The organism is Variovorax sp. MHTC-1, assembly GCF_003984645.1.
Lineage (GTDB): Bacteria > Pseudomonadota > Gammaproteobacteria > Burkholderiales > Burkholderiaceae_C > Variovorax.
This window is the reverse complement of the sequence record NZ_RWKI01000022.1, coordinates 40,926-67,495: the sequence shown is the minus strand read 5'-3', so window position 1 is coordinate 67,495 and position 26,570 is coordinate 40,926. Positions and strand designations below refer to the sequence as shown.

Here is a 26,570-nt window from a genome sequence, read left to right as displayed (position 1 = left end):
CCAGCGGGTGTTCAAGACAGAGCCTCAATACCCGCCAGCCGAGGGCGACGAGAACGACCCCACTTTCTGGCAGAGCCTGGTGGCCTTCTTTACCCGGCTATGGAACCCAACCGCCGTCGAGGCGGAGCAACTGGGCTTCGCATACGTCTATGACGAAGGGGGGACCTTGCTTGCCGAGACCGGCACAGGGGGGGCGAACAGCGCGGGCGTGACCCAGCACATCTGGCTGCCCACAGCCAACGGGCCGATGCCTGTGGCGGTGATGATCGACGGTACCGCCTATGCAGTGCACGTGGACCACCTGAAAACACCGCGTCGCATCAGTGCGGCGGATGGACAGGTGTTGTGGCAATGGGGGTACTCGGCATTCGGCGATGAGGAGCCCACGATCGCGGCGACGCGTTTCACAAGCGCAACGACCAATCCGACGACGGGCGTGACCGGCGCATCGGCAGTCACATACAACCTGCGCTACCCCGGCCAGTACGCGGACAAGGAGAGTGGGCTGTTCTACAACTACTTTAGGAGCTACGACAGTCGGACGGGGCGGTACAGTCAACCGGATCCGATTGGGCTTGATGGGGGGTGGAATCGACTTGCTTTCGTCGACAGCAATCCGTTGAGCTTCGCTGATGCCTTCGGACTACAGGGAGCAGCCCCGTCCCCCTTCGGCCCCGTTCCGTTTCCGACGCCGGCACTGTCGCCGGGCGCGGGTGATGGCAAGGGAGGTGGCTATGATCCAAGGACGGACACATACACGCCGCCCAGTTCGGCGGGATCGGTATCCAACTGGTTGAGGGGCTGGCTGCAGTTCAATCCCATTGATGACGACGATCGTGAAGACTACGGGGAATGCTCTGCGAGGTGCCATGGCGCATATCTGGAAGCCGTGAGAAACTGCCGCCGGGTGTTTAACTCGCCAGGAAATGACGGGTTAGTCCCGAGCGAAGACGGGTTGGCGCGCTGTCTACTGGGTGCGGCGGCTCAGTCTCGGGCCTGCAAGATCGATTGTTCAAGGAATTGCAGATGACAACGAAGTTGCATAGCGTTCTCGTAGAGGTCGATGAGGCCGCCAATGTCATGCGCCTCTGGCGTCAGTTCATCGGCGACGTACCGTCACCATTCAGGTTGCTTGAGTTGCCTCTAGATCGTCTTCCGGTCGACAAACACAGCGCTGTGGTCGCTGTGATCGGGGAAGCGGTACTCGGTGGATTGGCAGATGCGCACGCCTCTTTGGCCGTCTATCGCAGCGACCAAGCCGGGATGGATTCACCAGATTTGCAAGGTGCGATTGCAAAGATCCTGTTGCAGGCGGTGGCAGGAGATCCGGAGGCCCAAAACGCCTATGGAACGATGCTGTGCGATCGCAGCCTGAACCGCTTGGACCCGGCGTACTTGGAGGAAGCAGAGGAGTGGTTTCGCAAGGCAGCGGCGAGCGGCCAAGAGGAAGCAGTTCGGTCCTTTGAATCTTGGCCAAAGCAAAAGCAGTACATCACCACCGAGATAGCCAAACGACGAAGTGATGGCAATTCGAAGCCGCCAGCGCAGTAGCTCGTGTGCGGCCCTGGTCCGATAGCGCTATGCGAGGACGATGGCAGCTCTTTCACCACTTGGTAGGTGCCGCCAAGCACCGGCCAAACAGCAAACAATTCAGGGCTTCTGCGTGGGGGGGGCGGCGTCGATTTCATGGTCTTTGTCCTGCCAACTCGCCGAGCACCTTAGCACCAAGAACGAAGATTCGCCCAGCGAGGCTCGATGCGTAACACGACAGCGCGGCCGGCCATATCGCCTTGGCCGGTGACGCCCGTGGCAGCACTGCGTACCTGAGACCGGACTCCTCGGGGGGGCAGCTCAGGTACCGACAGGACTGTAGCGATGCAATAAGCTGCAAGCGTGTCCATCCTGCTCCGCCTTGCCTCTTGCCAGGCGCAATGCGTGTCTTTTTGCATCGGGGGATGCTCCCGGCGCAGCGCCTGACGAAAGAAAGGGTGTGGACATCCCCTCTCTCACTGAGTATGGCAAGGCCGGCTGCACGTTCGGCAGCCGTTCACTTGGGGGTAGTACTGGCGAGCCGCCTGGACTGCACCGGCGCAATTGGAGAAAAAGCCGAGCGACAGAGCGTTCGCCGGGCTCGGCCAAAACTGACAGCCCCTCTCATGGACTTCATAGTCACCGTTCGTTTGCTGCTGACGATTGACGCAGTACTCAGCCATCACTTTTCCCCTCTCGGGCTGTCCGCGGGCTCGTTGGTCTGCGGATCGTGGTGCTCCCGCTCGGAATTTGGGACCAACCGTTCCAACGGAGCATCCGCACTTGGGGGCTTGACAGTCCGGCGATCGTGGGCGGTGATTTTTGTGGTGACCTTGTGCGGTGAAGCACTGATTGCTGCAAGCCCGCACAAGGGTCGACCGTGAGGCGGGCACGGTCTGGGCGTGAACGGCAACTGTCGAAAGTCTGGTGCGCGCTGTATTGCTTGCTGCGGCAGCCGCCTCGAATAGTCCGAATCGCGTGCCGGGAACGCCCACGGGGCAGCACCGATCTCCACCGTTTGGTGGATTGCCCGACGTTGCGGGACCGCTCTACCATGCGCCGGGGCTAGTTCGCCGCGCATGGAACTCTGTGAGCCGCGACGGCGAGGCGCGCTCACGAAGTCCATGCTTCATTGTCCGCGGCTCTGCGAAGGATCTGCTCCACGCGGAGCGCAATGCACGAGGAGGGCTGCTGTCATGCCGACCACACCGAAGCGCGAGGAGATTGACCATCGCACGACTAAGCTCATCGTCGGAATCGTGGCGCTGAGCCTCGCGAGTCTGACGAGCGCCTTCTCGAGAACGGCCATCAACTCGATCAGCGAGTCCTACTATCAGGGAGGCTGGTCGCAGAGCATCTTCATCGGATTTCTGTTCGCCATCGCCGCTTTCCTGCTGTCGTACAACGGCCTCTCGCGAACGGAGATGATTCTCAGCAAGGTTGCTGCAATTGCAGCACTCGGTGTCGCTCTCTTCCCTTGCGAATGCGGCTCCCACAAAGCGCAGGTGCCCTATGTGCATGGTGCATCGGCTGCAGTGATGTTTCTCATCCTGACGTACTTTTGCTACGCGTTTTATCGACGAGCACTTGCGAAGGGCTACCCGCAAGCAAAGGTCCGCGCCACGATCTATGTGCTGTGCGGCGTGGCGATTGCACTGTCGATCTTGGTGCTGGCACTGGATCATTTCCTCGACGGTGGCCTCTCCCGCCCCATCCCCAGACTGGTTTTCTATGGGGAGACCGCCGGCCTCGTCGCTTTCGGAATTTCCTGGCTGACGGCAAGCCGCACGCTCCCGTTCCTCACCAGACCGGAAGAGCGTTTTTCTCCCATGAAGGCCACTAACCCAAGCTAGCGAGCCCCAGCAATGAAATGGGCGGGCTCCAGGCCCAGGCCCCGGGGCGAGACATCTCGCCCCTGAAGTCCACCGAGTTGCGAATGACGAGGTGAAGTTCGCGTTGATCCATGTTCTGGATGAGTGCCGGACCACCCGCAACGGCGCCCCTCTGCTCGGCAGGATCCGCCAGCAGCGCATTCGGATCATCAACGGCCTCGAAATCAGGCTCCCAACTTTTGCACACTGATCCGGTATTTGGAGCGAAACCCTGCCACCAGTCATTGCCCGCACTGGTCCAATCCTGCTGAATCGGCAGAATGTTTCCTTTTGTGTCCGCTCGTGACGCATGAGCAGACCTGCCTGCCGGTCTCGCTGCCTGTGCGCGTCGAGTCGCCCCTTGCAAGCGCACTTTGCATAAATGAGAAGAAGGCCGCATGTCCAATACCGAAACTTCTGTGTTCCATAGCAACCTGCCGCTCGAGGCGAAGCTCGAGCGGGCCCGCATGGAACTGCTGGACCTGTCTGCCCGCAACCGCCTGCTGCACGTTCCGCGCTTCTCGAAGAGCGCCAAGACCATTGACGTCGTGGATGAAAGATCCGTCGAGATCTTTCGTCTCCTGGTGCGGGAAAACCGGGCCTTCACCTTCCTGGCCGGCCGTCCGGACCGGAACGGCGAGACGGATGAGGGCGACGGGGTCGACGAGGAAGACGTCAACAGCGCTGCGGTGCTTGCCCAGCCAGAGGAGGAGGACGGGCCGGACGAGCGCGGCGTGTTCGCGCGCCATGCCGACACCAGGCTGCAGACACGCATGACGCCCAAGGGCCTGCAGAAACGCCTTCTCGACCTGTACCACGACGCGCGCACGCTGGAGGAGGAACAAGGCGTCAACATCCTCTTTCTGGCCCTGGGTAGCCTGAACTGGGTCGACCCTAACAAGAAGGAGAACGTGCGCCACGCGCCGTTGATCCTCGTTCCCGTCAGCCTCGAGCGCGGCACCGCGGGCGAGAGGTTCCGGCTGCGCCTGCGCCCGGAGGACCTGATCTCGAACCTGTCCCTAGAGGCCTACCTGGACCGGGTCCACGCGCTCAAGCTCCCGACCTTTGATGGGGGCGATGAGTTCGATCCGGCGGCATACTTCGCCGCCGTTGCCGAAGCCATCGCCACGAAGCCGGACTGGACGGTGGCGGCGGACAACGTCGTCCTCGGCTTCTTCTCCTTCGCCAAGTTCCTGATGTACAGGGATCTGGACTCCGAGAACTGGCCCGGCGAGAGTCGGCTGGCCGACCACGCCATGATCCGCGCGCTACTGGCCGACGGCTTCGAACATCGCGAGCCTCTGATGTCGGAAGACCTGCCGATCGACCCGCATATCGAGCCCGCGGACATGCTTCATATCGTCGACAGCGACAGTTCCCAGACCCTGGCGGTACACGACGTGAGGCGCGGGCGTGACCTGGTGATCCAGGGCCCGCCCGGCACCGGGAAGTCACAGACCATTGCCAACGTCATTGCCTCCGCGGTTGCCGACGGCAAGACCGTTCTTTTCGTGGCTGAGAAGATGGCCGCGCTGGAGGTCGTCAAGCGTCGGCTCGACCAAGCGGGCGTGGGCGACGTGTGCCTGGAGCTTCACAGCAATAAGGCCAACAAGCGGGTGCTGCTGGAGGAGCTGCGCAGGACTTGGGAGCTCGGCTCCCCGCGCGGCGACTTCTCCAACGGGCTCACCGGGAAGTTGAAGGATGCGCGAGATCTGCTCAATGGACATGCCTCCCGCATGCATGTTCGCCATACACCGTCTGGGCTCACGCCCTTCGAAGTGATGGGGCATCTGACCCGCCTGCGGCAGCTCGGGCAGAAACCCGTGGATTTCGAGCTCGAGCACCCGACATCTTGGAGCAATGACGAGGTCGCGCAGCGTCGCCAGATGCTGCACGAGCTCGCACAGCGCATCGACGACATCGGTCTGCCCGCGGCGCATCCCTGGAACGGCGTCGGCCTGGAGCTGATCCTGCCCACGACGGTGGAACGGCTCGTCCCTCCTCTCACGAATCTGCACGATCGCATCCATACGCTGCGCGGCGAGCTGACAACTGTCTCCGAGCGGCTGGAGCGGTCGCAGCCGCCCAAGCGCTTCGACGACGTTCGGGTGGTGCTCGAGCTCGCCGAGACACTGGCGGCAGCACCGGAATATCCGGCCGAGGCGCTGTCATCGCCCCTGTGGGACCAGTCCCTGAATGCGCTCAAAGAGCTGCTGCGCCGCGGCGCGCTCTATGCGCAGGCAGGCGCCGAGCTGTCGCCATCGCTTCTGCCCGGTGCCATCGATGCAAGTCTCGACGGTCTGGAGACCGAGCTCGAAAGCCTGCCAGAGGACCTGCCCGCCGGCGCCTACGACCGGGCCCGCCAGCTCCAGGCGCTGCTTCCCACGCTGCAAGCCGAAGCGCAACGCCTGAGCGCCGAACTCGGCTCGGCCGCACTGATCGACACGCTGGCGAGCATCGAGCGCCTCACTGCGACCGCCGAGCGCGTGGCGGTCGCCCCCGATGCCAGTCCGGACGCCTTCGCCGCCGCGGTTTGGGACCACGGCGTCGAGCAGGCCGGTGACCTGGCCGGCGCCGTCGCCGCGCTGGAACAAGCACGCAAGCTGGTCGGCGAACGCCTGCTGGATTCCGCCTGGTCGACCGACGTCGTGGCGGCACGCCAGGCGCTCGCCACCCACACGGGTTTCCTCAGACATTTCAATGGCGGCTGGCGACGGGCCAACGCCCTCGTCCGCTCCATCGTCAGCGACCCGAAGATGCCGATCGCACAGGCCGTTCAGCTGCTCGATGCACTCATCAAGGGCCAGGCGGCGGCGGCCAAGGTGCGCGAAGACGATGCGTTCGGCAGGTCCGCCTTCGGGTCTGAGTGGCGGGGAGAGCGCTCGCAAAGCGCACCGATGATGGCGCTCGTGGAGTGGATGCGCACGCTGCGCGGCCTCGGCGCCGAGCCCCGGCTGATCGCGAGCCGGCTCGAGCAGCGCTCGGCCGTCGGCGCCCGAGCGCAGCGGGTGCGCCAGCTCCTGCAACAGGTCGCGCCCGTGCTCACCGGCCTCTGGCACGACTTGGGTGCAGCGGCCTCGTCTCTCGTGTCGGAAGCGGCTTCGGCCGAGCGGGCGACGCTCGAGGCTTTCGCGGCCAGGGCCCGGCAGATGGTCTGGTCCGACGACCTGTTGCGGCGGATCTTGCTGCAGGTACCCGCCGCCCGGACGGCGCGGCTCGACCTGGTCCGTCGCCTGGGTTACTGGCAGAAGCTCGGCGAACAGATCGACCGCTACGACACCCATGCGAAGGCGGCGTTCGGCGACGTCTGGCACGGTCGCCGGTCGGACTGGGCTCAGCTTTCCGCCGGCGCCGATTGGATCGCTGCCCATCCCGATCTGCGCATGCTCGCAGCGCGGCTTCCCGAGCGGCGAGAGCTCGCGGAGCGAACCCGCCTTCTGGCCCGCGAAGCCACGGACCTTCCTTCCGAGCTGGCGTCGCTCACGGCGACCCTGCAGGCGGACGCTTCCGCGCTCTTCGGTGTCGCAAGCATGGCGGCAACGGACATGGAGGCGGCGCAGACCCGGCTCGCGACCTGGCTGGCCAACACCGAGCAGCTCTCCAAGTGGGTCACGTACTGCGAGCGCGCCGGTAAGACACGCTCGGCCGGACTCGGCCAGCTCGTGGACCGCCTGGTCGACGGTCGCCTGCCCACACCCGAGGCCCACCCATCCTTCGAAATGGCGTACTTCGAGTCAATGCTGTCCGAGCTGGTGAGCCAAGATCCGGCCATCGGCCAGTTCGACGGCGACCTGCACACCCGCCAGGTGCAGGAATTCGCCGAGCTCGACCGGCAGCGAATCAAGGCCGCCAGCATGGAGGTTGTGCGCGCCCACCATCGCCGGATACCGCCGCGCGATGGCGGTGCCGGCCCGGTCGGTGTTCTGCGTGCGGAGATGGCGAGGCGGCGCGGCCACATGCCAATCCGCCAGCTCATGCAGAAGTCTGGGCCCGCCGTCCAGGCACTGAAGCCCGTCATGATGATGAGTCCGCTGTCGGTCGCACAGTTCCTCACGCCCGGACGTTTGAGCTTCGATCTGCTGGTGATGGACGAAGCCAGTCAGATCCAGCCGGTCGACGCCCTGGGCGCGATCGCGCGCTGCAAGCAGGTCGTGGTCGTCGGCGACGAGCGTCAGCTGCCCCCGACCAAGTTCTTCTCCAAGGTGACCGGATCGCAGTCGGGCGAGGAGGACGATGATGAAACGCCCGTGGCTGACATCGAGAGCATTCTCGGCCTCTTCGCTGCGCGCGGTCTTCCGCAACGGATGCTTCGCTGGCACTACCGCAGCCGCCATCAGTCCCTGATCGCGATCTCGAACAGCCAGTTCTACGAGAACAAGCTGTTCATCGTGCCGAGCCCGTACACGAAGGAAGCTGGGATGGGCCTGCGCTTCCATCATGTACCGGAAGGACGCTTCGACTCGGGCGGCACGGGTGCCAACGCGATCGAGGCGCGCACCGTCGCCGAGGCCATCGTCCGTCACGCCAAGACCAGCCCCGAGCTCTCGCTGGGCGTCGCCACCTTCTCTGTCTCCCAGAGGCGCGCCATCCAGGACGAGTTGGAGACGCTACGCCGTCTCAATCCAGACACGGAAGAGTTCTTCCACGCACATCCGAGCGAGCCCTTCTTCGTCAAGAACCTGGAAAACGTCCAGGGCGACGAGCGCGATGTCATCGTGATCTCGGTCGGCTATGCCAGGAACACGCAGGGCTACATGGCGATGCGCTTTGGTCCCCTGGGCGCCGATGGCGGCGAACGGCGGCTCAACGTGCTGATCAGTCGTGCGAAGCGACGCTGCGAGGTGTTCGCCTCGATCACGGACGAGGACATCGATCTTGATCGTGCCAAGGGCAAGGGCGTGTTCGCATTCAAGCTTTTCCTGCACTACGCCAGGACGGGGCGACTGTCCATGGCCCAAGCCACCAGCCGCGAGATGGACAGCGTCTTCGAGGAGCAAGTGGCCACGGCACTCCAGTCCAAGGGCTACCAGGTCCACCCTCAGGTCGGCATCGCCGGCTTCTTCATCGATCTGGCCATCGCCGATCCCGAGCGCCCCGGCCGTTATTTGCTCGGCATCGAATGCGACGGCGCTTCATACCATTCCGCCCGCTCCGCCCGCGACCGTGACCGCTTGCGACAGGCCGTGCTCGAGGACCATGGATGGATCATCCACCGCATCTGGAGCACTGACTGGTTCCAGCGCCCCATGGAGCAGCTCGAGCGCACGGTCCGCGCGATCGAGGCCGCGAAGGTCCAGCTGAATGCGCAACTCGAAGCCGCACTCACGCCGCAACGCGCCGTGCCCGTGGAGATTGTCACGATCGATCGGCACGAGGTCACGGAGATCGGCCTGTCCGAGGCGGGTGGCGACTCGGCCGGTCAGCCCTACATCGAAGCAGAGCCTGCGCGTCCGGGCGCCTACGAGTTGCACGAGACGCCGCTCGGCGTGATCGCCGATCTGGTCGCCCAGGTCGTGCGCATCGAATCGCCCGTGCACGTCGACGAAGTCGTGACCCGCCTACGCACTGCCTGGGGCCTGCAGCGCTCGGGCGCCAGGATCGACGCGGCAGTTGAGCAAGGCGTGCAGCGCGCGCACGCAACCGGGCGCATCGAGCGCGACGGCGCATTCCTTTCCAGCCCTGCAGTTCCCGTAAGGTTGCGTGATCGGACGGACACTCGCTCATCGGGTCTTCGCAAGCCAGAAATGATCCCGCCGTTGGAGATCGCTGCTGGAATCGCATCCATTGTTTCGAGGCACTTTGGTGCGACCCCCGAAGAGATCGTCATGTCCATCTCTCGGCAGCTTGGGTTTAAGGCGACCAGCGCGCAGCTTCGAAGAGCTATTGAATCCGTTCTCGAAGACCTGCTACTCAAGGGCGAACTCAGCCGCGAGCACAACATGATCATCATCAAGCCTTCCAACGAGCCCGATCAGAATGCGGCTGCCGTTGCATGAGTATCCTGCGCAGCGCAGCCACACTGCGCAACCTTCGCGAGCAGCCGATGTGGAAGCTACTTGCGGCCGACCGTGCGCCCGTCATTGCCGCGCTGTTGGACAACCTGCTCCTTCAGGAAGAAAAGGTGCTCGCTGCATCGACCTTGGAGGAGCGGCTGACTCGGGACATTGAAGCCCTGCGGGCCCAGGGTTATGAGCTGCCCTATTCGGCCGCAGCCTATGTGCGGGAATGGATTGACCTGGGTTGGCTGTCGCGTCGGCTGGCGCAAGGCGCACCCGAGGAGGAACTCAGTCTGACGACCGATGCGGCCAACGCCGTGCGCTTCATTGTGAGTTCCACCCAGCCGCGCCGCAGCGCGACCGAAAGCCGTCTGGCCACTGTCATCAACCAACTCCAGCGGCTTGCCGAGGAAACCGACGGAGACCGCAAAAGCCGGCTGGAGTCGCTGATGGAGCAGCGCGACCGCATCGATCGTGAGATCGAACGCGTCAACAACGGCCAGATCACGACTTTGCCAGATGATCGGGCGCTGGAGCGTGCTCGCGACATCATCTTTCTGGCGGAGGAACTGGTTTCGGATTTCCGCCAGGTGCGCGATGAGTTCGAGCGTCTCAACCGCGACCTGCGCGCAACTCTTATGGACCACGAGGGCAGCCGCGGTCACGTCCTCGAGAAGCTTTTCAGCGGCGTGGACGTCATTGGCGATAGCGACGCCGGTCGTACTTTCCAGGCCTTCTGGCGGCTGCTCAATGACTATGAGCAGTCAGCCATCCTCGATGATGCGGTGGACGCCCTGAACTCTCGCTCGTTCTCCAGAAGTCTGAGTGACGCCGACCGGCGCATGCTGCGCAACCTCACGAGTCTGCTACTCAAGGAAGGTTCGACCGTGCATGAAGTGCAGCAAAGCTTTGCACGCGGCCTCAAGCACTTTGTCCAGAGCCGAGAGTTCATGGAAAACCGCAGGCTGCATCAGCTGCTTGGTGTGGCCCAGCGCAGGGCTGTGCAGGTCAAGGACCAGCTTCGTACCAACGCCAATATCGGCTTCACCCTCACCTCGACCGGTGCCCGGGTGGCCTCAGCCGCTCAGTGGGGCCTGCTGGACCCCGATATGCGAGTGGCGGACACCACCATGGAGAAGGTGCCTGAGGGCGAACTCTCCATGGATGAAATTGCAGAGATGGTCCGTCGCTCGGAGATCGACCTTCGCGCCCTGAAACGCAACATCCTCACCCTCCTTGAAGACAAGGAAGTGGTAAGCCTGACCGAACTGCTGGAATGCTTCGATGTCGAGCAGGGCTTGGGCAGCGTGGTGGGCTACCTTTCCCTGGCCGCGAAGCATGGCCAGATTTTTGAGACTCAGCCCTGTTCCATCGAATGGACGGGTGCAGACGGCGTTCGTCGACGTGCTGACGCTCCTACCGTGTTCTTCCGTAGGGAACGCTCACATGAATTCCAACTTTGACATCCTTCCTTCCGACGAGCACGGGGCCCCCACCGATTCGCTAGAGGCTTCGGTTGCCGCGTTGCAGGTGGCCCGCCAGCAGACCTTTGAGGGCGATAGCGGCGCCCTGCCACTTGACACGCGCCGCACGCTCGTGCAACTGTTGACAGGTCCTCTGATAGACGGGCGCCGGCATTCCAAAGCATGGGAAGTGGTGTTGCGCGACGAGCAAGTCCTACGTAGTCGGCTACACGAGCTTTTCCTGGACTTGGTGCTCGACCGAGACCAGCAGGTGGCGTTCTTGCGTCAGGTGTCCCGAGAAGATGTGGACATCCCCATTTTGCTGCGAAGAAACACCCTGTCCTTCATCGAAACCGCTCTGCTGCTTTTCCTGCGTCTTCGCCTGACCCAGGCCGACGCGCAGGGGGAGCGCGCGGCGCTCGACCTCCAGGAGATGCTCGAGTACCTGAAGACGTTCGAGCGTAGCGACAACGTAGACCAGTCGCGCTTCGCCAAACAGTGTGATGGCGCGGTGGAGAAGGCCAAGAAGTTGGGCTTGCTGCGCAAGCTGGCCAACTCGGAAGAACGCTTCGAGGTCTCTCCAGCGCTCAAACTGCTGTTTCCCGCGGAGGAGATCGAACAGCTGACGAAGGCGTACGCCGCAGCTGCGGGGCTTCCGAACGCGCCCGACGCGGAGGCAGGTGCCGACAGCACCATTAGCGACGACAACGAAAATGAAGGGGACCAGGCGTGACGGATTCCAACAACACGAACTCGCCGGTGGGCGAAGAGCTGTTCTCCACCACCGGCGTGCCCGCGTTCCTGTTGAAGCAAGCGAATGAGGTTAGTCCGATCGCCCTGGCGCCCGTTGCCTCCTTGTTGGCAGACACCAATCTGTTTGCATTCGAGGTGGACACCTCGCCCTCGCCCCCCTCCTCCCCCTCCGCGCCCTTGACGGTGCGCTCTACTGCGGTTCCGGCCGACCTGGTGAGCGCGCACTCGACCCGTCCTACCACGTTTCTCGACGGCGAGGACCCCGATGTCCAGATGCAGTTCCGTCTGCGTCGCCTGCAGGCCTACAACTGGGGCACGTTCCATGGGGTTGCGGACTTTGCCATCGCACCCGAAGGCTACCTTTTTGTGGGTAACTCCGGCTCCGGAAAGAGCACGATGCTCGACGGTCTGGCCGCACTAACCACCCCGGACCGCTGGCGCGCTTTCAATGCGGCCGCGCGCGAAGCCGACCGCGGCCGTTCCGACCGAAACCTGGTGACCTACGTGCGCGGCGCCTGGGCCCGGCAGAGCAATGACGAGCGCGAGGCCGTCCAGCAGTTCCTGCGCAAGGGCACCACATGGAGCGCGCTGGCTGCCACATACCGCAATGCTCTGGGAGCGGTGGTTACCATCGTCATGCTGATGTGGATTCGCGGCCAAAGTGCCTCCACGCGCGACCTGCGGCATCAGTACCTCGTCTTCGAGCGCGAATTCGACGTCACTGAGTTCAAGGCCCCGTTCGCCGAGACGGACTTCGACGTCAGGAAGCTCAAGGCGGCCTTCCCTGAGGCCTTCATCCGAGAAGAGTTCAAGGCCTACCAAGAGCGTTTCTGCCGGCTGTTGGGTATCGAGAGCGAGCGGGCGCTACGCTTGTTGCACAAGACCCAGTCGACCAAGGACCTGGGCGAGCTCAATGTGTTCCTTCGGGACTTCATGCTCGACGAACCTGAGACTTTTTCGGTTGCCGAGCGACTGGTTCGCGACTTCCAGGAGCTCAATGCAGCTCATGCCGAAGTGGTCTCAGCTCGTAGACAGATCGAGACTCTGGCGCCAGCTCGAGATAACTTCGCAACCCGCGCCAGCGTCGTGACACAGATCGACGACCTGCAAGCCATCGATGAACACCTGGAAAGCTACGGTCAGGAGCAGCGCGGGGTACTGATAAACGCAGAAATCGAGGACACGAGAAGGGAAATCCAGTACTTCCAGATTGCCATTGGAGAGGCAAAGGCGAAGGAAGCTCACGAGAAAAGCGTCCGCGACCAGTACATCTCTCAGGTCCAGGGCGCCGGTGGCCTGCAGCTTCAGAACTTGGAACTTCGCATCAAGGAGGCCGAGGGCCAGCAAAAAAATCGCCTCGCCAAGCATGCCGTAGTAGAGGCGGCATGCCGCGCATTGGATTGGCCCACTCCTGGCGCGCCTCAGACTTTTCTGGCCACCCAGGAGAAAGCTCGGGCCCTGCTCAGTGGCCCGTCACCGGCCGACGACCTTCAGGAGCGCCGAGACCCCGTCAAGAGCCAGTACGACCGTCTGTCCGAGCGGTTGAGCGAACTGCGCAGCGAAATCGAGTCCATGGAGCGCCAGCCCTCCAACATTCCAGGCCCCTACCTGCGGCTGCGCGCCGAGCTTGCGCAGGAGCTTGGCGCCGAGCCCAAGGACCTTCCCTTCGCCGGTGAGCTGATGGAAGTCCGTCCCGAGGAGGCCGTATGGACCGGCGCCATCGAGCGCGTTCTTCGAGGCTTTTCGCTGTCCATCGTCGTCCAGCCAGACATGTACGCCGACTTCAGCCGTGCGCTCAATGAGCGTCACACGGGTATGCGCGTCGTTTACCTGCGCGCCATCATGAACGCGCCCACTGAGGTCGACCGGCGCTCCCTCAGCGAGGGCTCTCTTGTTCGCAAGGTCACTCTGGCCCGCGGGCCCCACCAAGACTGGATGCGTCAACAATTGCGCCAGCACTTCGACTACGAGTGTGTCGAGGACATGGCGGAATTTCGCAGCAGCACTCGCGCTGTCACCAAGACCGGTCAGGTCAAGCACAACACCACGCGTCACGAGAAGGACGACCGCTCCAATGTTAATGACCGTCGCCAGTGGCTGATGGGCTTCGACAACGTGGCGAAGCGCCAAGTCTATATCGACGAGGCGCAAAAGGTTGGCGGTGAGCTCTCCGTGCTCCAGGGGCAGCTCAACGATCTAACGAAGGAGCGCAACGAACTGCAGCTACGTCGCGATCAGGCCAACATCCTCGCCAATGTGAGCTGGGAAGAGATGGACGTCAGCGGTTTGTTGCGCCAGATTGCCGAGTTGCAGCAACAACGCCGGCTGGAACTGGAGCGCAATCCAGACCTGAAAGACTTGCAAGAGCGCCTGGCCAACCAGGAAAAGCACTACGAAGCTGCGGTCGCGAAGCGCCAGAAGGCGGAAGGCGAGGAGCGCGACGGCCTTAATCGACTGACGGCCCTGCAAAATTCGCTCGACGCGCTGCACGTGCCGCGCGTACTGACCGAAGAGATGCGTGCTGCCATCAAGGAGCGCGTCTCGCGCACCAATCGTCCAGTGGCCTTGGAGACGCTGGACAGCGTGCTGCACAGCGTGACTCGCAACATCGGCCATGAGCGCGACACGCTCAAGGGCCGCTCGGCCAGTCTCCAAGCCTCCATCGAACTCGCTTTTCGGGACTACAGCCGCATTTGGCCGTCCGAAGCCGGTGGCCTGGACCCAAAGCTGGAGAGCGCAACGGACTTCATCGCCAAGCTCGAGCGCCTGGAAACCGATGACCTGCCGCGGTTCGAAGACCGATTTATGCAGCTACTGCAGCAGCAGAGCAACCAGAATCTGGCCACGTTGCAGCAGCGCCTTGACATCGAGCGAAAGCAGATTCATGACCGCCTGGACCAAGTCAACGGTAGTTTGAAAGCGGCGGACTACAACCCCGGCACACACCTGGTCATCGAGCCCCACGACCGTGCCCTTGAAGAGGTCAAGGCGTTTCGTGCGCAACTACGCGACGCGCTGACCCAGGCTTTCACGCAGGACAAAGAAGCTGCCGAGCGACGCTTCGAAGCCCTGAGTGCAATGGTGAAACGGCTGTCCAGCCAGGAATCGGCCGACGTCAAATGGCGCACGTTGGTTTTGGATGTGCGACTCCACGTGGACTTCCGCGTTCGCGAGCTTGACCGAGACGGCATCGAGCGCGAGGTCTATCACAGCGGCGCCGGTAAATCGGGGGGGCAGCGGCAAAAACTGGCAGCGGCTTGCCTGGCCGCTGCACTGCGTTACCAGCTGGGCGGTCAGGACCGATCAGTGCCCTCGTACTCCACGGTCGTTTTGGACGAGGCCTTTGACAAGGCCGACGCGGAGTTCACTGCCGCTGCCATGACCATCTTCAAGACCTTTGGGTTCCAGATGGTGGTGGCCACGCCAATGCGTTCAGTGATGACACTGGAGCCCTTTATCGGCGGGGCCTCCGTGATCCACATCGTCGACGGCAAGAGTTCGCGCTTCTCGCAGGTTCAGTATGACAACGACCAAGGTCGCCTCGGTCTGACCGCAGAGCTGCAGGCCCTGGCGAACGAAGAGTGAGCCCGCAGGCATGAAACTGGAATCTCCGGCCACCGTCCTTGCCGAGATGACGCGGCGCATAGATGCGCGGTTTGGACTGTGGCTGCTGCAAGACGCGGGCGTGCCCGAGGGCTTAGAGCCTCTTGAGGATGCGCCCGACGCTGTGCCTTGGCCGGTGCGTATGCCCCTGGGCAGTCTCAAGGAGCGGGACGTCCTCGAGTCGATGGACGCGGTCGCCCAATGGGTACGGGAGTGGGGTCAGGCACAAGCCACGCTGCCAAGCGGGATCACGTTGGTCTGGGAGACCCGCCAGTGGGTCCGCCTCGGGGAGCAGAGGATCCCTGCGCGCATGGTCATCGACTCCCCCGCGGCCTTGGCCGAGTGGGTAAATCGAGGTGTGCAGTGGAGCCAGGCGTGCTTTCGCCGGGACATGCTCTTTCGACGTTTTGCAAACCTGCGTCGTTCGCCTGTCTGTCGGCGCCACCTGGCGGTGTTTGTTGACTGGACCGATGACGATGTCGAGCGATTGCATGCGCTTCTTGGTTGGTTCGAGGCCAATCCGCGCTCAGGTTTGTATCTGCGCCAACTTCCAGTGCCTGGTATCGACACCAAATGGGTCGAACCTCGCAAGGCAGTCGTACGCGATTTCCTTCTGGCAACCAAGGGCCACTCGCTCACTTCGGTCTCGCAGGATTTCCATGAGGTTTGTGGCCTGCGAAAGCCATCTGCCAAACTTCGTTTGCGAATCCTCTGCCCCGAGCTCCGCGCGACGTTGGCTGGGCTGTGTGACATTGAGGCGCCGGTAGAAGAGGTGGCTCGGATGAGCCTTCCTGCCCGCTCGGTCATCATCGTGGAAAACTTGGAAACCGGGCTCGCGCTGCCGGATTTCGAAGGCACGGTCGCTTTCATGCGTTTGGGGCACGCGGTCTCGGAGCTCGCTCGAATCCCTTGGCTGGTCCCGGACCATCTAGGTGGCACCGTCGACGAAGGTGCCCTACCTCGCCTGATCTATTGGGGCGACTTGGATACGCATGGATTTGCCATTTTGTCCCGGGCTCGCGGCATTTTCTCGCGGCTGCAATCCATCTTAATGGACAAGGCGACCTTTTCGGGTGGGCAGGCCCTTTGGGTCAACGAATTGAAGCCAAATCGCGCCGAAGAGTTGCGCCACCTCACACGTTCCGAGATGGACGTGTACGCGGGGCTGCGTGAGCACAGGTGGGGGACGAACCTGCGGCTGGAACAAGAACGGCTGTCTTGGCCGGTTTGCCTTCACGCGCTTCAAGAAGCGTTGCGCGAAGATCACGACGATCAGGAAGAGCGGCAAGACTATGAGCTGAAGTTCACCGATGGCCCCTTTGCGGCACCTCAGTGCTGAGCAGTGAATTCAATGAGCTGCGCACCGCCCCCCGTCCTGAGCGCATGGGTGTAGATCACGGTGATCGCCAAGCACTTCAACCCCAAAAACCGGATGGACTACTAAATATTCCACTACAAAAAGCCACCCTAGAGGTGGCTTTGTTTACTGCGGCGTGCTTTTTAATCGCTGAGTTACTCAAGCCCCTTGGGCGACCTCCACCATCTCATCAAAGTGCTTCTTGTCCACCTCTTCAATCCATTGGAAGATGTTGTTCAGCACGCTATGACTCTCGCCCGCAAGGTTCTCAGCGGACTCTTCCGTGATTTCAATAACGTCGCTGTGTGAATATTTATTGATGAATCTATAAATCTTTTCCTTCAATTCGGCTGTGGTGGTAGTGCAGCCCTCCAGCCCTGCATCCATTAACTGATTCACATCATTGCGACCGCGAGGAAACTTGAAGGTGAAGAATGATTCCAGTAGCTTTCTCGCGAGATTGGCGGTCAAGAATGCCTCATCGCGGTCAAGTGTCGTTTTCGCTCTGTAAGCATAGAGTTTCTTGAAAATGTAGTGATACTCAGACCCGTAATTTTTAAGCGATTCGTCTGCATCCACCAGCAGGGAATGACGGGGGGAGCCTGGCGGGGCATCCAGCCTATAAAAAAATGCCACCGGCGCCTTGGGTGGATTCTTCTTCGCTCTATTCCTGTTTGTCGTCGAAAACCAGTCTCTCACGAGCTTGAAATAGGTGAAGTTATGGGTAAGGACAAACAATTGCTTGACGTCTATGCATTGAGTCTTAAGGAAGGAATAGGCATGAAATAGATGGTTAGAGTCAAAGCTTGAAACAGGATCGTCTACGACAACAATCGTGTCTTTGATGTTGTTCCCATTCTCCTTGAGCTTCGTGATGAAGTAGACGAAGGCAATCGCTGTCTTCTCCCCTTCACTAAGATTTCCATCATGCTCCCCAACTCCGTTTCTAATAATCTCATAACCCTTTTTGGCTTGGTTGAAGCTCAAGCAGAGCTCCGAGCGACCAATGAAGCGATGGAGAATATCGTTGAACTCCTTGGCCCCTACAGTTTCATTGGATAGAAGAGCCTCAAGCTTCCCCACCTCTAGAGCAAGCTCATCAATCGCCTTCTTGTCGATCGCTGCGGTCGCCTCCAAATCCTTGCACTGCTTCTCATTTCCTGCATAGTCAAACTCTTGAATCTCTGCCGCAGCAAAATGAAGCTCAAGAGACCTTTTGGCTTTGGAGGTTTCTACACTGAAGTTGTCCGTCTTATTATTGTGCTTCTTCACTAGGTCAACAATGGACGACAAGACGGCATTGAAGTTCGCCGCATCATCCTCACCCATATCCGCAATCTGTATGTCTGTTTTTGAGGGGTCAGTAATTTTTGCCTTCAGGGCATCCCGCCAGCCTTCGATTTGTTCATTGATTTTTTGAGCGGCTTCCTTGTATTGTTCTTCTAGCTTCGTCGCCTCAATGGCGAACTCTTTATAAAAGCTTGTTGATGCAGGAAGACTGTTGGCGGGAGCACCTTGGGATTCAATCCAAGTCGCTGCATTGTTCAATCTCGTTTGAAAGTCGGTGAATTCTTTGCTGAAATGAGCTGACAGCGCTTCCGCACGAGCTTTAGCAAACGGTTCCCCGCAGAATTCGCAAGACTCTGACTTGTGGTGCTCATGGATTTCCAGGCCCTTTTGCACCCAATCACGGATATTAGGGTTTTCCGTAAGCCGCTCTATTGCCTGATTTATTGCTGTCGTTCCAATCAGATCGCGGATGCGACCAGCAGCCTTCTTGAAGTAGCCTTCTTCAATTGCTGTTGAGACGAAGGTAATGCTTGGCAGGTGGTCCGGCTTGGCTGCATTTGTTAGATCAATGACTTTCTCATCAGAAAGCACGGACCCTTTATTTACAACCGATTCACCGTTGCTCTCAATGAATTTTGAGAGTTTGCGTCGGTCATAGTTCAAATAATAGCTATCACTGGTATCAATCGACTGAAGACCTGTCTTCATCTTTTTGGCTGCACTGGTTAGAAATTTTTCCAGTGCTTCCGTCTTTGTGCGAATTTCTGTCAGCTTTGCCGCGTGTGCTTTTTGCTTTTCTCCAAGTTCACCCTTCTTCTTCTCCAAAGCTTGAAGGTCATCAATCTTCTCCTTGGCAATAAGAAGAATGCTCTTTACCGACTTGTCCCAATTAATGTTCTCGTGGATGAACCGTTGATTGAAGACATGGATGTTCAGTTGTGAAGCCGACAGATTTGCTTCAGTGAGCGAAGTCCCATCTTCCTGTGCGATAGAGAACTGAGCCCCAGCAAAGCGAGGAATCAGCGAGCGGTTCTCAAGGCAAGAAAAGACATTAGAAAGGGTTGACTTTCCAGTGCCGTTCCAACCATAGATCAGGTTGTACCTGCCAAACTGCTGAATGCCAGACCCGTTGTAGTCGGTGAAGATGCCGAACTGCCGAAGGCGATTGATGCGAAGAATCACTTTTAGAGGCTCCTCAACCGTGTGCCCGTCAAGCGCAGGCATCACCCGGTTGTGATCTCTATATGTAAGCGAATGAAATGATTCTGTGGCGACCGGCGGGCTAACGTTAACCCTTGGAAGAATTACACTCTTTGATTCAACCCGCGGCGGGGGCTGACCCGCTGCTGCCCTTGGTCAGTGCCTTCGCGCGGCCTGCTCTGGCTGCCGCTCATGTCCGGCGTTGAACGACAGCTATAGGGCGGCGACTTCGACGATTTGAGCGACGGCAGTCGCTGCACAGCGGGCCCTCGTGTCGATTCGTTGCTCGTCGGGCCCAGGATCGCGGGGTCATCCTGGTACGTGCCGTGGATTTAACATAACAAGGCTTGCTCATCGTCTGTGTGTAGCGGCTGAGTAGCAGTGACCCGTTCTGGCTAAGTAGAGATGTCGCACAGTCGGCCGCCCCGAGCTCAGAGGCATGGCCATGGCGACACCTGCAGCGACGATCACGATGACCATGCGCGAGGCGGACCGACCCAAGACCGTTCAAGCGGTGGTCGACCGGATGCTGCGAGTTGGCCAAGCCGCGCAGCGGCTTGGCATGAGCCGACGGCAGATCGAACGGCTCGCGAGCGTCCATGTGGCCGAAGGTCCGTCTCGCCTTGTCTCACGCAAGCGTGGGCGCGCTAGCAACAATCAGCTGGCGCCAGACCTTGCCGAGCTAAGGGTGCCTTCAGGTTTCGAGCGGCTTCGCGCTTGCCGCCGAGGCACTGCCGGCGCGCGATAGCGGAGCCAGGCCTTAGTTGGCCGCCTGAAGAAAACAATGCGCGATTCTCTGAGGAATGCTAAGGCTGGCCGAGGAGGGCGATTGCCTTTGCCCTGACCTCGGCTAGCTCCGCAGCAGAAGCCTTGCCTTTGCGGCTCGCTTTGCGGGCCACCCAATCAAGGCTCTTCACTTGATCGGCCAGGGCCGCGCCTGCTCGGGCTCCAGCAATCTCGACCTCGAACGGATAGCCCTTTACTTGCGTCGTCAAAGGGCAGCAAAGCATCAAGCCGGTCTTTCCGTTGTACGCCGACGGGCTGAGCACCAACGCGGGCCGATGCCCGGCCTGCTCGTGACCGGCTTGCGGGTCAAAATGCAGCCACACAATGTCCCCGGCCTCGGGCACATAGCGGCGAACCATTAGAACGACTCTTTACCCACAGCAGGACCGAAGCTGACTTCGCCGTGCAAATTTTCCGGGGTGATCCGGGCCAGCAATTTTGTGAGTTCGAATTCGCCGGGCCGTACGGGCTCGATCACGATACGCCCTTCTTCTTCACGCACGTCTACGGTTTCGTCCAAATGCAGCCGGGCAGCCTCCATCACCGACGCGGGAATGCGCACCGACGCGCTGTTGCCCCATTTCTTCACCATTACATGCATGTGACCTCCATTGTATCGTCAATGTCGATACTTTACCTCATTCTCGCGAACGTAGCAACATTGTCGATACGGGCTGGTTCTACTCTGAGGATTGAACGCTTCTGCGTCCTTGGGGCTGGGCCCTTCGTGCGATCGGCCCATCCCGCTCGCCCAGCGAGCGTTGAAGCGCTTGAGCGCAGACTCGGTGACGAGAAAACCTCCCCGTGACGAAGACAGCAAGACAGCGCGGCTCGAGGTCGTTGATCGTGCCGACTGCCTGCACAGCCTTCCTATAGAGAGAGGGACGATGAGGTTCAATAAGCAATCAGCCTTTTCGCAACGCGTCGCGCAAGAATTTCTTCATCCCCGCTCAATCATCCTGCGTTGCCAGGTACAGGCGTGTTGAGCAACTGCTGCTCCCAAAGATACGCGATGCCGCTGCCGCCGAAGTGCTGGATGAGAATCTCGGTCAGCTCCTCGACATGCTCGGTGCGCGCCCAATCGCGTTGCCATTCGCCATCACGGTCATCACGTTCGCGCCGGCCGCGATCATTCGCTGGATGGCAACTTCGTGAGACTCCCAAATGTTGAATGCTGCCAAGACGTCAGGGGAAAGCCGTGAATAACCTGACGTGTGCCGGCGCCCTCCGCTCCCTTATCTTGCAGTCGATGCTAACGGTCGGTGGTCTCTATGAGGATAGGCCAAAAGTCCTACCTAGAATCGACGATGCGGATGCGACGCGCACCCGCCTTGGCCCAGGCGACCCAGCCGCGCGCGACGTTCAGCCGGAGTTGCTGAAACAAGAAGGACTGCTCGTATCTCGCACGCCCATCGGTATTCCCGCACAACGCCGATTCGAATTCGCTACGAGCCAAAACAAGCGAAGTCAATTAAGCCATGGCGCAGGGCACCGCCCGACCGACCGGCTGCGCGAACTTGCGACCCTGCGCCTTCCTCGAATGCCCCGTCTGGTTGTTGGCGCTGTTAGCGGCGATGGCCGTGTGTTTCGGAGAAAGGGATGCTTGCAGGCGATGGGTCGGGGAATGCTCCCGACACCGTCTGGAGTTTTTCGAACAGGGCTGAATGTCGCTCCAAGGGCTTGCCCATCAGTCAGGCGCGCCTTCACCCGTAAGTGCCCGTGCGCCTCACACCCAGCCTAGTAGGCAATGTCGGCAGCCGCCGGCCTGTGGGATGCGAAACGCGCGGCGGCCGCCTCCGCGCCCCGCGCCAGGATCTGCAGATCCATCGCGACCGCCACGAACAGGGCACCGAGCTCCAGGCATTCGCGCGCCCGCGTCTCGTCGAGCATGAGAATGCCCGGCGCCTTGCCCAGGGCGCGAATGCAGCGGATCGCATCGTCGATGGCGCTGCGCACTTCCGGGTGGTTCGGCTCGCCCGGATGCCCGAGACTCGCCGACAGGTCCGCCGGCCCGATGAAGACGCCATCGATGCCGTCCACCGCGGCGATCTCCTCGAGATGATCGAGCGCCTCCCGGGTCTCGACCTGCACCAGCACGCACAGCTCCTCCTGCGCGCCTTTCACATAGTCGCGGATACGCCCGAAGTTGGCGGCCCGCACCGAGCCGCCCATGCCGCGCACGCCCTGCGGCGCGTAGCGCGTCGCGCGGACTGCCGTCTGCGCCTCGGCTGCGTTCTGCACGAAGGGCAGCAACAGGCTCTGGGCACCGATGTCGAGGTAGCGCTTGATGAGCACGGTGTCGTTCCAGTCCGGCCGCACCACCGCTGAGGTGCGCCGCGTCGCGTCCATCGGCACGGCGGCCGCCACGGCCTGCAACTGGCGCAGCATCTGCGGCACCTCCGTGGGCGTGTGTTCAGTGTCGAGCAGCATCCAGTCGAAGCCGGCACCGGCAACGATCTCGGAGATGTAGGGGTCGGGCAAGGTGGACCACAGGCCGATCTGCGGCACCTGGGCCGCCAGCGCGCGCTTGAAGTGATTGGGAAGAACGGGCATGGGCATCATCATCCGAAATGGCAGGACACGGTGCCGAATTCACCGTAGTCGGCGACCACCGTATCGCCCTTGCCCACATCGATGGGCCGGATGAAGGAGCCCGCCAGCACGACCTGCCCTGCCTCGAGCGAGATGCCGAAGCGGTGGAGCCGATTGGCTAGCCAAGCCACCCCGTAGCCCGGATGGTTGAGCACGCCGGCCGCGAGGCCGGTCTCCTCGACCTCCCCGTTGCGGCTCACGATCGCGCCGATGCGCCGGATGTCAGCGTCGACGAGCGCCGGCTTGAAGGGGCGTCCGCCGAGCACCAGAGCTGCGTTCGCGGCGTTGTCGGAGATGGTGTCGAGCACGGTGCGCGTGCGCTTCGTCTCCGGGTCGATGCGCTGGATGCGCGCGTCGAGGATCTCCAACGCCGGCGTCACGTAGGCGGTGGCATCGAGCACATCGAACAGCGTGCAGTCCGGGCCCGCCAGCGGCTTGGCGAGCACGAAGGCAAGCTCGGCCTCGATCTTCAGTTGCAGGAACCGCTCGGACGGAATGACCGCGCCATCGCGATGGAACATGTCGTCGAGCAAGGTCCCGTAGTCGGGTTCGGCGATGTTCACGGCGCGCTGCATGGCCTTGGAGGTGAGCCCGATCTTGTGCCCCTTCACCGTGCGGCCGCTGCGAATCTTCAGTTGCATCCAGGCGTGCTGGATGGCATAGGCATCCGCGATCGTCATGTCGGGGTGGTCCAGCGAGAACTGGCGGCAGGCAACGCGCGTGCGCTGCGCATCCTCCAGGCGCTGCGCGGCCTGCGCGAGGGCGGCGTCGGCTAGCGTCATGCGAAGGCCTCCTCGGCCTGCACCACGTTGCGCAGCACGCCCACGCCCTCGACCTCGATCTCCACCACGTCGCCCGGCTGCAGGAAGCGCGGCGGGTCGAAGCGGATGCCGGCGCCCGTTGGCGTGCCCGTCGCGATGATGTCGCCCGGTTCCAGCGTGGTGAAGGTCGACAGGTAGTGGATCAGGTAGGCGAAGTCGAACATCAGGCTCGCGGTCGTGTCGTCCTGCCGCGTCTCGCCGTTGACTCGCGTCTGCACGCGCAGCCCGCCGTAGCCCTGCGGGAACTCGTCGGCCGTGGCGATCCAAGGGCCGATGGCCCCGGATGCATTGAAGTTCTTGCCCTGCGTCACGTTGAACTTGGCGTGGTGGACCCAGTCGCGGATCGTTCCTTCGTTCATGCAGGTCAGGCCCGCGATGCAGGCCAGCGCCGCGTCGCCTGACACGCGGCGTGCGCGGCGACCGATGACGATGGCGATCTCGCCCTCGTAGTCGAGCTGCTTCGATTCGAGCGGTTGCAGCAGGGGCTGCCCATGGCCGACGAAGGACTCGGACACGCGCATGAAGAGGCTGGGGTACTTGGGCAGCTCGCTGCCGTCCTTGTACTCGGCGTTGCGGTTGGCGTAGTTCACGCCGATGCAGAAGATGCGGCGCGGCCGGGCGATGGGCAGCGCGACCTGCACGTCGGCAAGCGCATGGTCCGGTGTCGCGCCTTCGGCCGCCGCACGCGCCTGCGCGATCGCGGCCTCGCCCCCTTTGAGCAGTGCGGCCACCGAGTCGATGCCAGGCAGGCGCCGCCCCAGGTCGACGACGCCGTCGCCGGTGACACAGCCCCAGTGCGGAGCGTCGTCGTGCAGATAGCTGATGAGTTTCATGGGGTCTGGAATCCGAAGAAGCGGGCGGGGTTGTCGACGAGGATCTTTCGCTGCGTGGCGGCGTCGGGCGCGAAGCGGTAGAGCAATTCGAGCAGCTCGCCCTCGTTCGGCGGCTGCTTGACCGAGACGGGATGTGGCCAGTCGCTGCCCCACACGCAGCGGTCGGGTGCAGCCTCGATCAGCCGTTGCGCCAGCGGCACCACGTCGTCCCAAGGCGCACCGGTCTTCGAGAGCTTCTCGGACAAGGACAGCATCACCCAGAAGTTGCCGCGCCCGAACAGCTCCAGCATGCGCGCGAGGCTGGGATCGGCGTCGCCGCGCGAAGGATCGGCGCGACCCATGTGGTCCAGCAGCACCGGCACGTCGAGGGCCTCGAAGGCCGCCAGCTGCTCCGCGATGCCGCTGGGCTCGGGCTGCACCTTCACGTACCAGCCCAGCTCCTTGACCCGGGCGAAGGCGCGCGCCTGCTCGTCCGCGCTCAGGCTGATGCCGAGGCCGCCGCGGGTGAAGCGCGCGCCGCGTACACCGGCGTCATGCAGCTTCTGCAGATAGGCATCGTCGTGCTCGACCAGCACCGCGGCGTTGGCGCAGGCCAGGTAGCGGCGCGGCCCGCTGCCGTTCAGGCCTTCCAGTGCATCGAGCACCACCGTGTGGTCGGCGCCGTAGGTGGTGGCCTGGACGATCACGCCGCGTTCGATGCCCAGGGTGGCATGCAGGGCCTTGGCGACCTGCCACGTGGCCGTCGGCATTTCGTAGGCCGCGCCGGGGCGCACGGGGTATCGCTCGCGCGGGCCGAAGACGTGGAACTGGCTGTCGCAGGCGAGCGGCGGCGGCAGGGGCACCGGCGCGCGCGGGTGCGGATCGAAGGGAAGATAGTCGGGCATGAGAGGAAGCGTGTCGGAAGGTCAGGCGATCCAGGCGGTGAAGCTGCACTCGATCAGCTTCCCCATGTCGAGCTCCGGCGCGACGATCGCGTGGCGCGCCGGCCGCGAGGTGGGATCGGGGAACATCTCGAGCCAGGGCACGTTGAGCGCGGGGCGCTGGCTGCGGTCCTTCATCCAGACCGTGAGCTTGGCGATGTCCGCGGTGCTGCCGCCCGCGGCCTCGACGATGCGGCGCACGTTGTCGAGCATGAAGCGACACTGGGCCTCGACGGTCGCGGCGGGCTTGCCGGTCGCGGGATCATTGCCCTGGATGCTGCCGCTCTCCAGCAGTGGCCCGACGCGGCAGGCCGCGGGAATGGGGTTCTTGTGGGAGAAGCCTTCGACGTAGATGCTGGCGCGCGCGGCCGGTGCGGTGCGGCCGAGCGGCGGGTGGGCGTGGCTGCTCATTCTGCGGTGATATTGGCTTGCTTGATGACGGGCATCCACCGGGCGTCCTCCTTGGCGAGGAACTCGGTGAACTGTTCCGGCGTTGTGCCGCGGGCCTCGGAGCCCAGCGCCTGGAACTTGGCCTGCACGGCCTTGTCCGCGAGGATCTTCTGCAGCGCATCCGACAGCCGCACGACGATCTCCTTCGGCGTGGCGCGCGGCGCCAGGATGCCGGTGAAGGTTTCGGTGCTGAAGTCCTTGAAGCCGACCTCCTGCAAGGTCGGCACGTCGGGTAGCTGCGGCAGGCGCTTGGGCGAGCTCACGGCCAGTGCGCGCGTGCGGCCCTGCTGGATGAAGGGGCCCGCCACCGACAGCTGGTCGAAGTTGAACTGCACTTGGCCGCCCAGCAGGTCGGTCGTGGCCGGGGCATTGCCCTTGTAGTGCACCGTGGTCCACTGCGCGCCGCTCTCGCGCTGCAGGTATTCGCTCAGCAGGTGGTTCGTGGTGCCGGCGCCCGGCGAGGCCATGGTCAGCGCATTGCCCGGCTTCTTGCCTGCGGCAATCAGCTCGGCCACGGTCTTGTAGGGAGTGGACGGATGCACCTGCAGCACCAGCGGCGTGAACGACACGGAGCTGACCGGCGCGAAATCCTTCTTCCAGTCGTAGGCGTTGCGCTTGAAGATTGTCGGGGAGAACAGGATCGGGCCGTTCGCACCCATGAAAAAGGTGTAGCCGTCGGGCTGCGCCTTGGCGACGGCCTCGCCCGCGATCATGCCGCCGGCGCCGGGGCGGTTCTCGACGACGAAAGGCTGCTTGAACACGGCCTGCAGCTGTTCGCTGATGATGCGCGCGGCGCCATCGACGTTGCCCCCGGGCGGATAGGGCAGCACGAGCTTGACGGGTTTGTCGGGCCAGGTGTTCTGAGCCAGGGCGGGCAGCACCGTCAGCGCGGCACTGGTGGCGAGGAAGGCGGTCACTAGTCTCAAGATGATGTCTCCGTAAGCGCCGTGGGATCGCGGGTCAGGACCCCGTTTCGGCTTGCCCTTACTGTAGGAAGCGCATGCATGATGCTGCAATGCAATAGGTGCGTTTTGTTCCACATCGTGGACACTATCCGCAGATCGCAGAGGCGCGTATTCGCGCCACTACCGACAATCGCCTCAGT

Annotated in this window: 18 protein-coding genes; 8 read left to right on the top strand and 10 right to left on the bottom strand. The window is 62.2% G+C overall.

Annotated features, from left to right (window positions below; translation table 11 throughout):
• The 8 genes from EJI01_RS29620 to EJI01_RS24340 form a co-directional block, all read left to right on the top strand.
• On the top strand, positions 1-1,030 hold a 1,030-nt coding region (locus EJI01_RS29620), incomplete at its 5' end, for an RHS repeat-associated core domain-containing protein (protein ID WP_148112370.1).
• Positions 1,027-1,551: a sel1 repeat family protein gene (locus EJI01_RS24375; RefSeq protein ID WP_126839703.1), complete on the top strand. Its 525-nt coding sequence runs from the start codon at positions 1,027-1,029 to the stop codon at positions 1,549-1,551. The genes EJI01_RS29620 and EJI01_RS24375, both read left to right, overlap by 4 nt.
• 1,175 nt (positions 1,552-2,726) lie before the next feature.
• Positions 2,727-3,383: a DUF998 domain-containing protein gene (locus EJI01_RS24365; protein ID WP_126839701.1), complete on the top strand. Its 657-nt coding sequence runs from the start codon at positions 2,727-2,729 to the stop codon at positions 3,381-3,383.
• Positions 3,384-3,799: 416 nt separating this feature from the next.
• Entirely contained in the window at positions 3,800-9,397 is a 5,598-nt protein-coding gene (locus EJI01_RS24360) for a DUF3320 domain-containing protein (RefSeq protein ID WP_126839700.1), read from the top strand.
• Entirely contained in the window at positions 9,394-10,860 is a 1,467-nt protein-coding gene (locus EJI01_RS24355) for a DUF3375 domain-containing protein (RefSeq protein WP_126839699.1), read from the top strand. The genes EJI01_RS24360 and EJI01_RS24355 overlap by 4 nt, the downstream gene beginning before the upstream one ends.
• Entirely contained in the window at positions 10,844-11,593 is a 750-nt protein-coding gene (locus EJI01_RS24350) for a DUF4194 domain-containing protein (protein ID WP_126839698.1), read from the top strand. The genes EJI01_RS24355 and EJI01_RS24350 overlap by 17 nt, the downstream gene beginning before the upstream one ends.
• A complete protein-coding gene (locus EJI01_RS24345; RefSeq protein ID WP_126839697.1) occupies positions 11,590-15,198 on the top strand; it encodes an ATP-binding protein in 3,609 nt (1,202 codons plus the stop codon). The genes EJI01_RS24350 and EJI01_RS24345 overlap by 4 nt, the downstream gene beginning before the upstream one ends.
• Before the next feature lie 10 nt (positions 15,199-15,208).
• The gene (locus EJI01_RS24340; RefSeq protein ID WP_126839696.1) at positions 15,209-16,555 is read left to right on the top strand and encodes a DUF3322 domain-containing protein; all 1,347 of its coding nucleotides are present in this window, start codon (positions 15,209-15,211) and stop codon (positions 16,553-16,555) included.
• Between the two features lie 177 nt (positions 16,556-16,732).
• On the opposite strand, the gene EJI01_RS24335 is transcribed toward EJI01_RS24340, so the two are convergent.
• The 10 genes from EJI01_RS24335 to EJI01_RS24285 form a co-directional block, all read right to left on the bottom strand.
• The gene (locus EJI01_RS24335; RefSeq protein ID WP_126839709.1) at positions 16,733-19,045 is read right to left on the bottom strand and encodes an ATP-binding protein; all 2,313 of its coding nucleotides are present in this window, start codon (positions 19,043-19,045) and stop codon (positions 16,733-16,735) included.
• A gap of 824 nt (positions 19,046-19,869) precedes the next feature.
• Complete coding sequence (mazF, locus tag EJI01_RS24325) at positions 19,870-20,208, bottom strand: endoribonuclease MazF (RefSeq protein WP_126839695.1); 339 nt, start codon at positions 20,206-20,208, stop codon at positions 19,870-19,872.
• The gene (locus EJI01_RS24320; RefSeq protein WP_260602659.1) at positions 20,208-20,441 is read right to left on the bottom strand and encodes an AbrB/MazE/SpoVT family DNA-binding domain-containing protein; all 234 of its coding nucleotides are present in this window, start codon (positions 20,439-20,441) and stop codon (positions 20,208-20,210) included. The genes mazF and EJI01_RS24320 overlap by 1 nt, the downstream gene beginning before the upstream one ends.
• Positions 20,442-20,803: 362 nt before the next feature.
• Positions 20,804-21,013: a hypothetical protein gene (locus EJI01_RS24315; protein ID WP_260602658.1), complete on the bottom strand. Its 210-nt coding sequence runs from the start codon at positions 21,011-21,013 to the stop codon at positions 20,804-20,806.
• A gap of 573 nt (positions 21,014-21,586) precedes the next feature.
• Positions 21,587-22,402 carry an HpcH/HpaI aldolase family protein gene (locus EJI01_RS24310; protein WP_126839693.1) on the bottom strand — a complete coding sequence of 272 codons (816 nt, stop codon included), beginning with the start codon at positions 22,400-22,402 and terminating at the stop codon, positions 21,587-21,589.
• A gap of 8 nt (positions 22,403-22,410) precedes the next feature.
• Entirely contained in the window at positions 22,411-23,223 is an 813-nt protein-coding gene (gene hpaH / locus EJI01_RS24305) for a 2-oxo-hept-4-ene-1,7-dioate hydratase (RefSeq protein WP_126839692.1), read from the bottom strand.
• Positions 23,220-24,095 carry a fumarylacetoacetate hydrolase family protein gene (locus EJI01_RS24300; protein WP_126839691.1) on the bottom strand — a complete coding sequence of 292 codons (876 nt, stop codon included), beginning with the start codon at positions 24,093-24,095 and terminating at the stop codon, positions 23,220-23,222. The genes hpaH and EJI01_RS24300 overlap by 4 nt, the downstream gene beginning before the upstream one ends.
• Entirely contained in the window at positions 24,092-24,979 is an 888-nt protein-coding gene (locus tag EJI01_RS24295) for an amidohydrolase family protein (protein ID WP_126839690.1), read from the bottom strand. Before EJI01_RS24295 ends, EJI01_RS24300 begins: the two co-directional genes overlap by 4 nt.
• A 21-nt stretch (positions 24,980-25,000) precedes the next feature.
• Positions 25,001-25,426 carry a RidA family protein gene (locus tag EJI01_RS24290; RefSeq protein WP_126839689.1) on the bottom strand — a complete coding sequence of 142 codons (426 nt, stop codon included), beginning with the start codon at positions 25,424-25,426 and terminating at the stop codon, positions 25,001-25,003.
• Positions 25,423-26,382 (bottom strand): Bug family tripartite tricarboxylate transporter substrate binding protein, encoded by a 960-nt coding sequence (locus tag EJI01_RS24285; RefSeq protein WP_409513981.1) that lies wholly within the window; start codon positions 26,380-26,382, stop codon positions 25,423-25,425. The genes EJI01_RS24290 and EJI01_RS24285 overlap by 4 nt, the downstream gene beginning before the upstream one ends.
• Positions 26,383-26,570 lie beyond the last annotated feature (188 nt).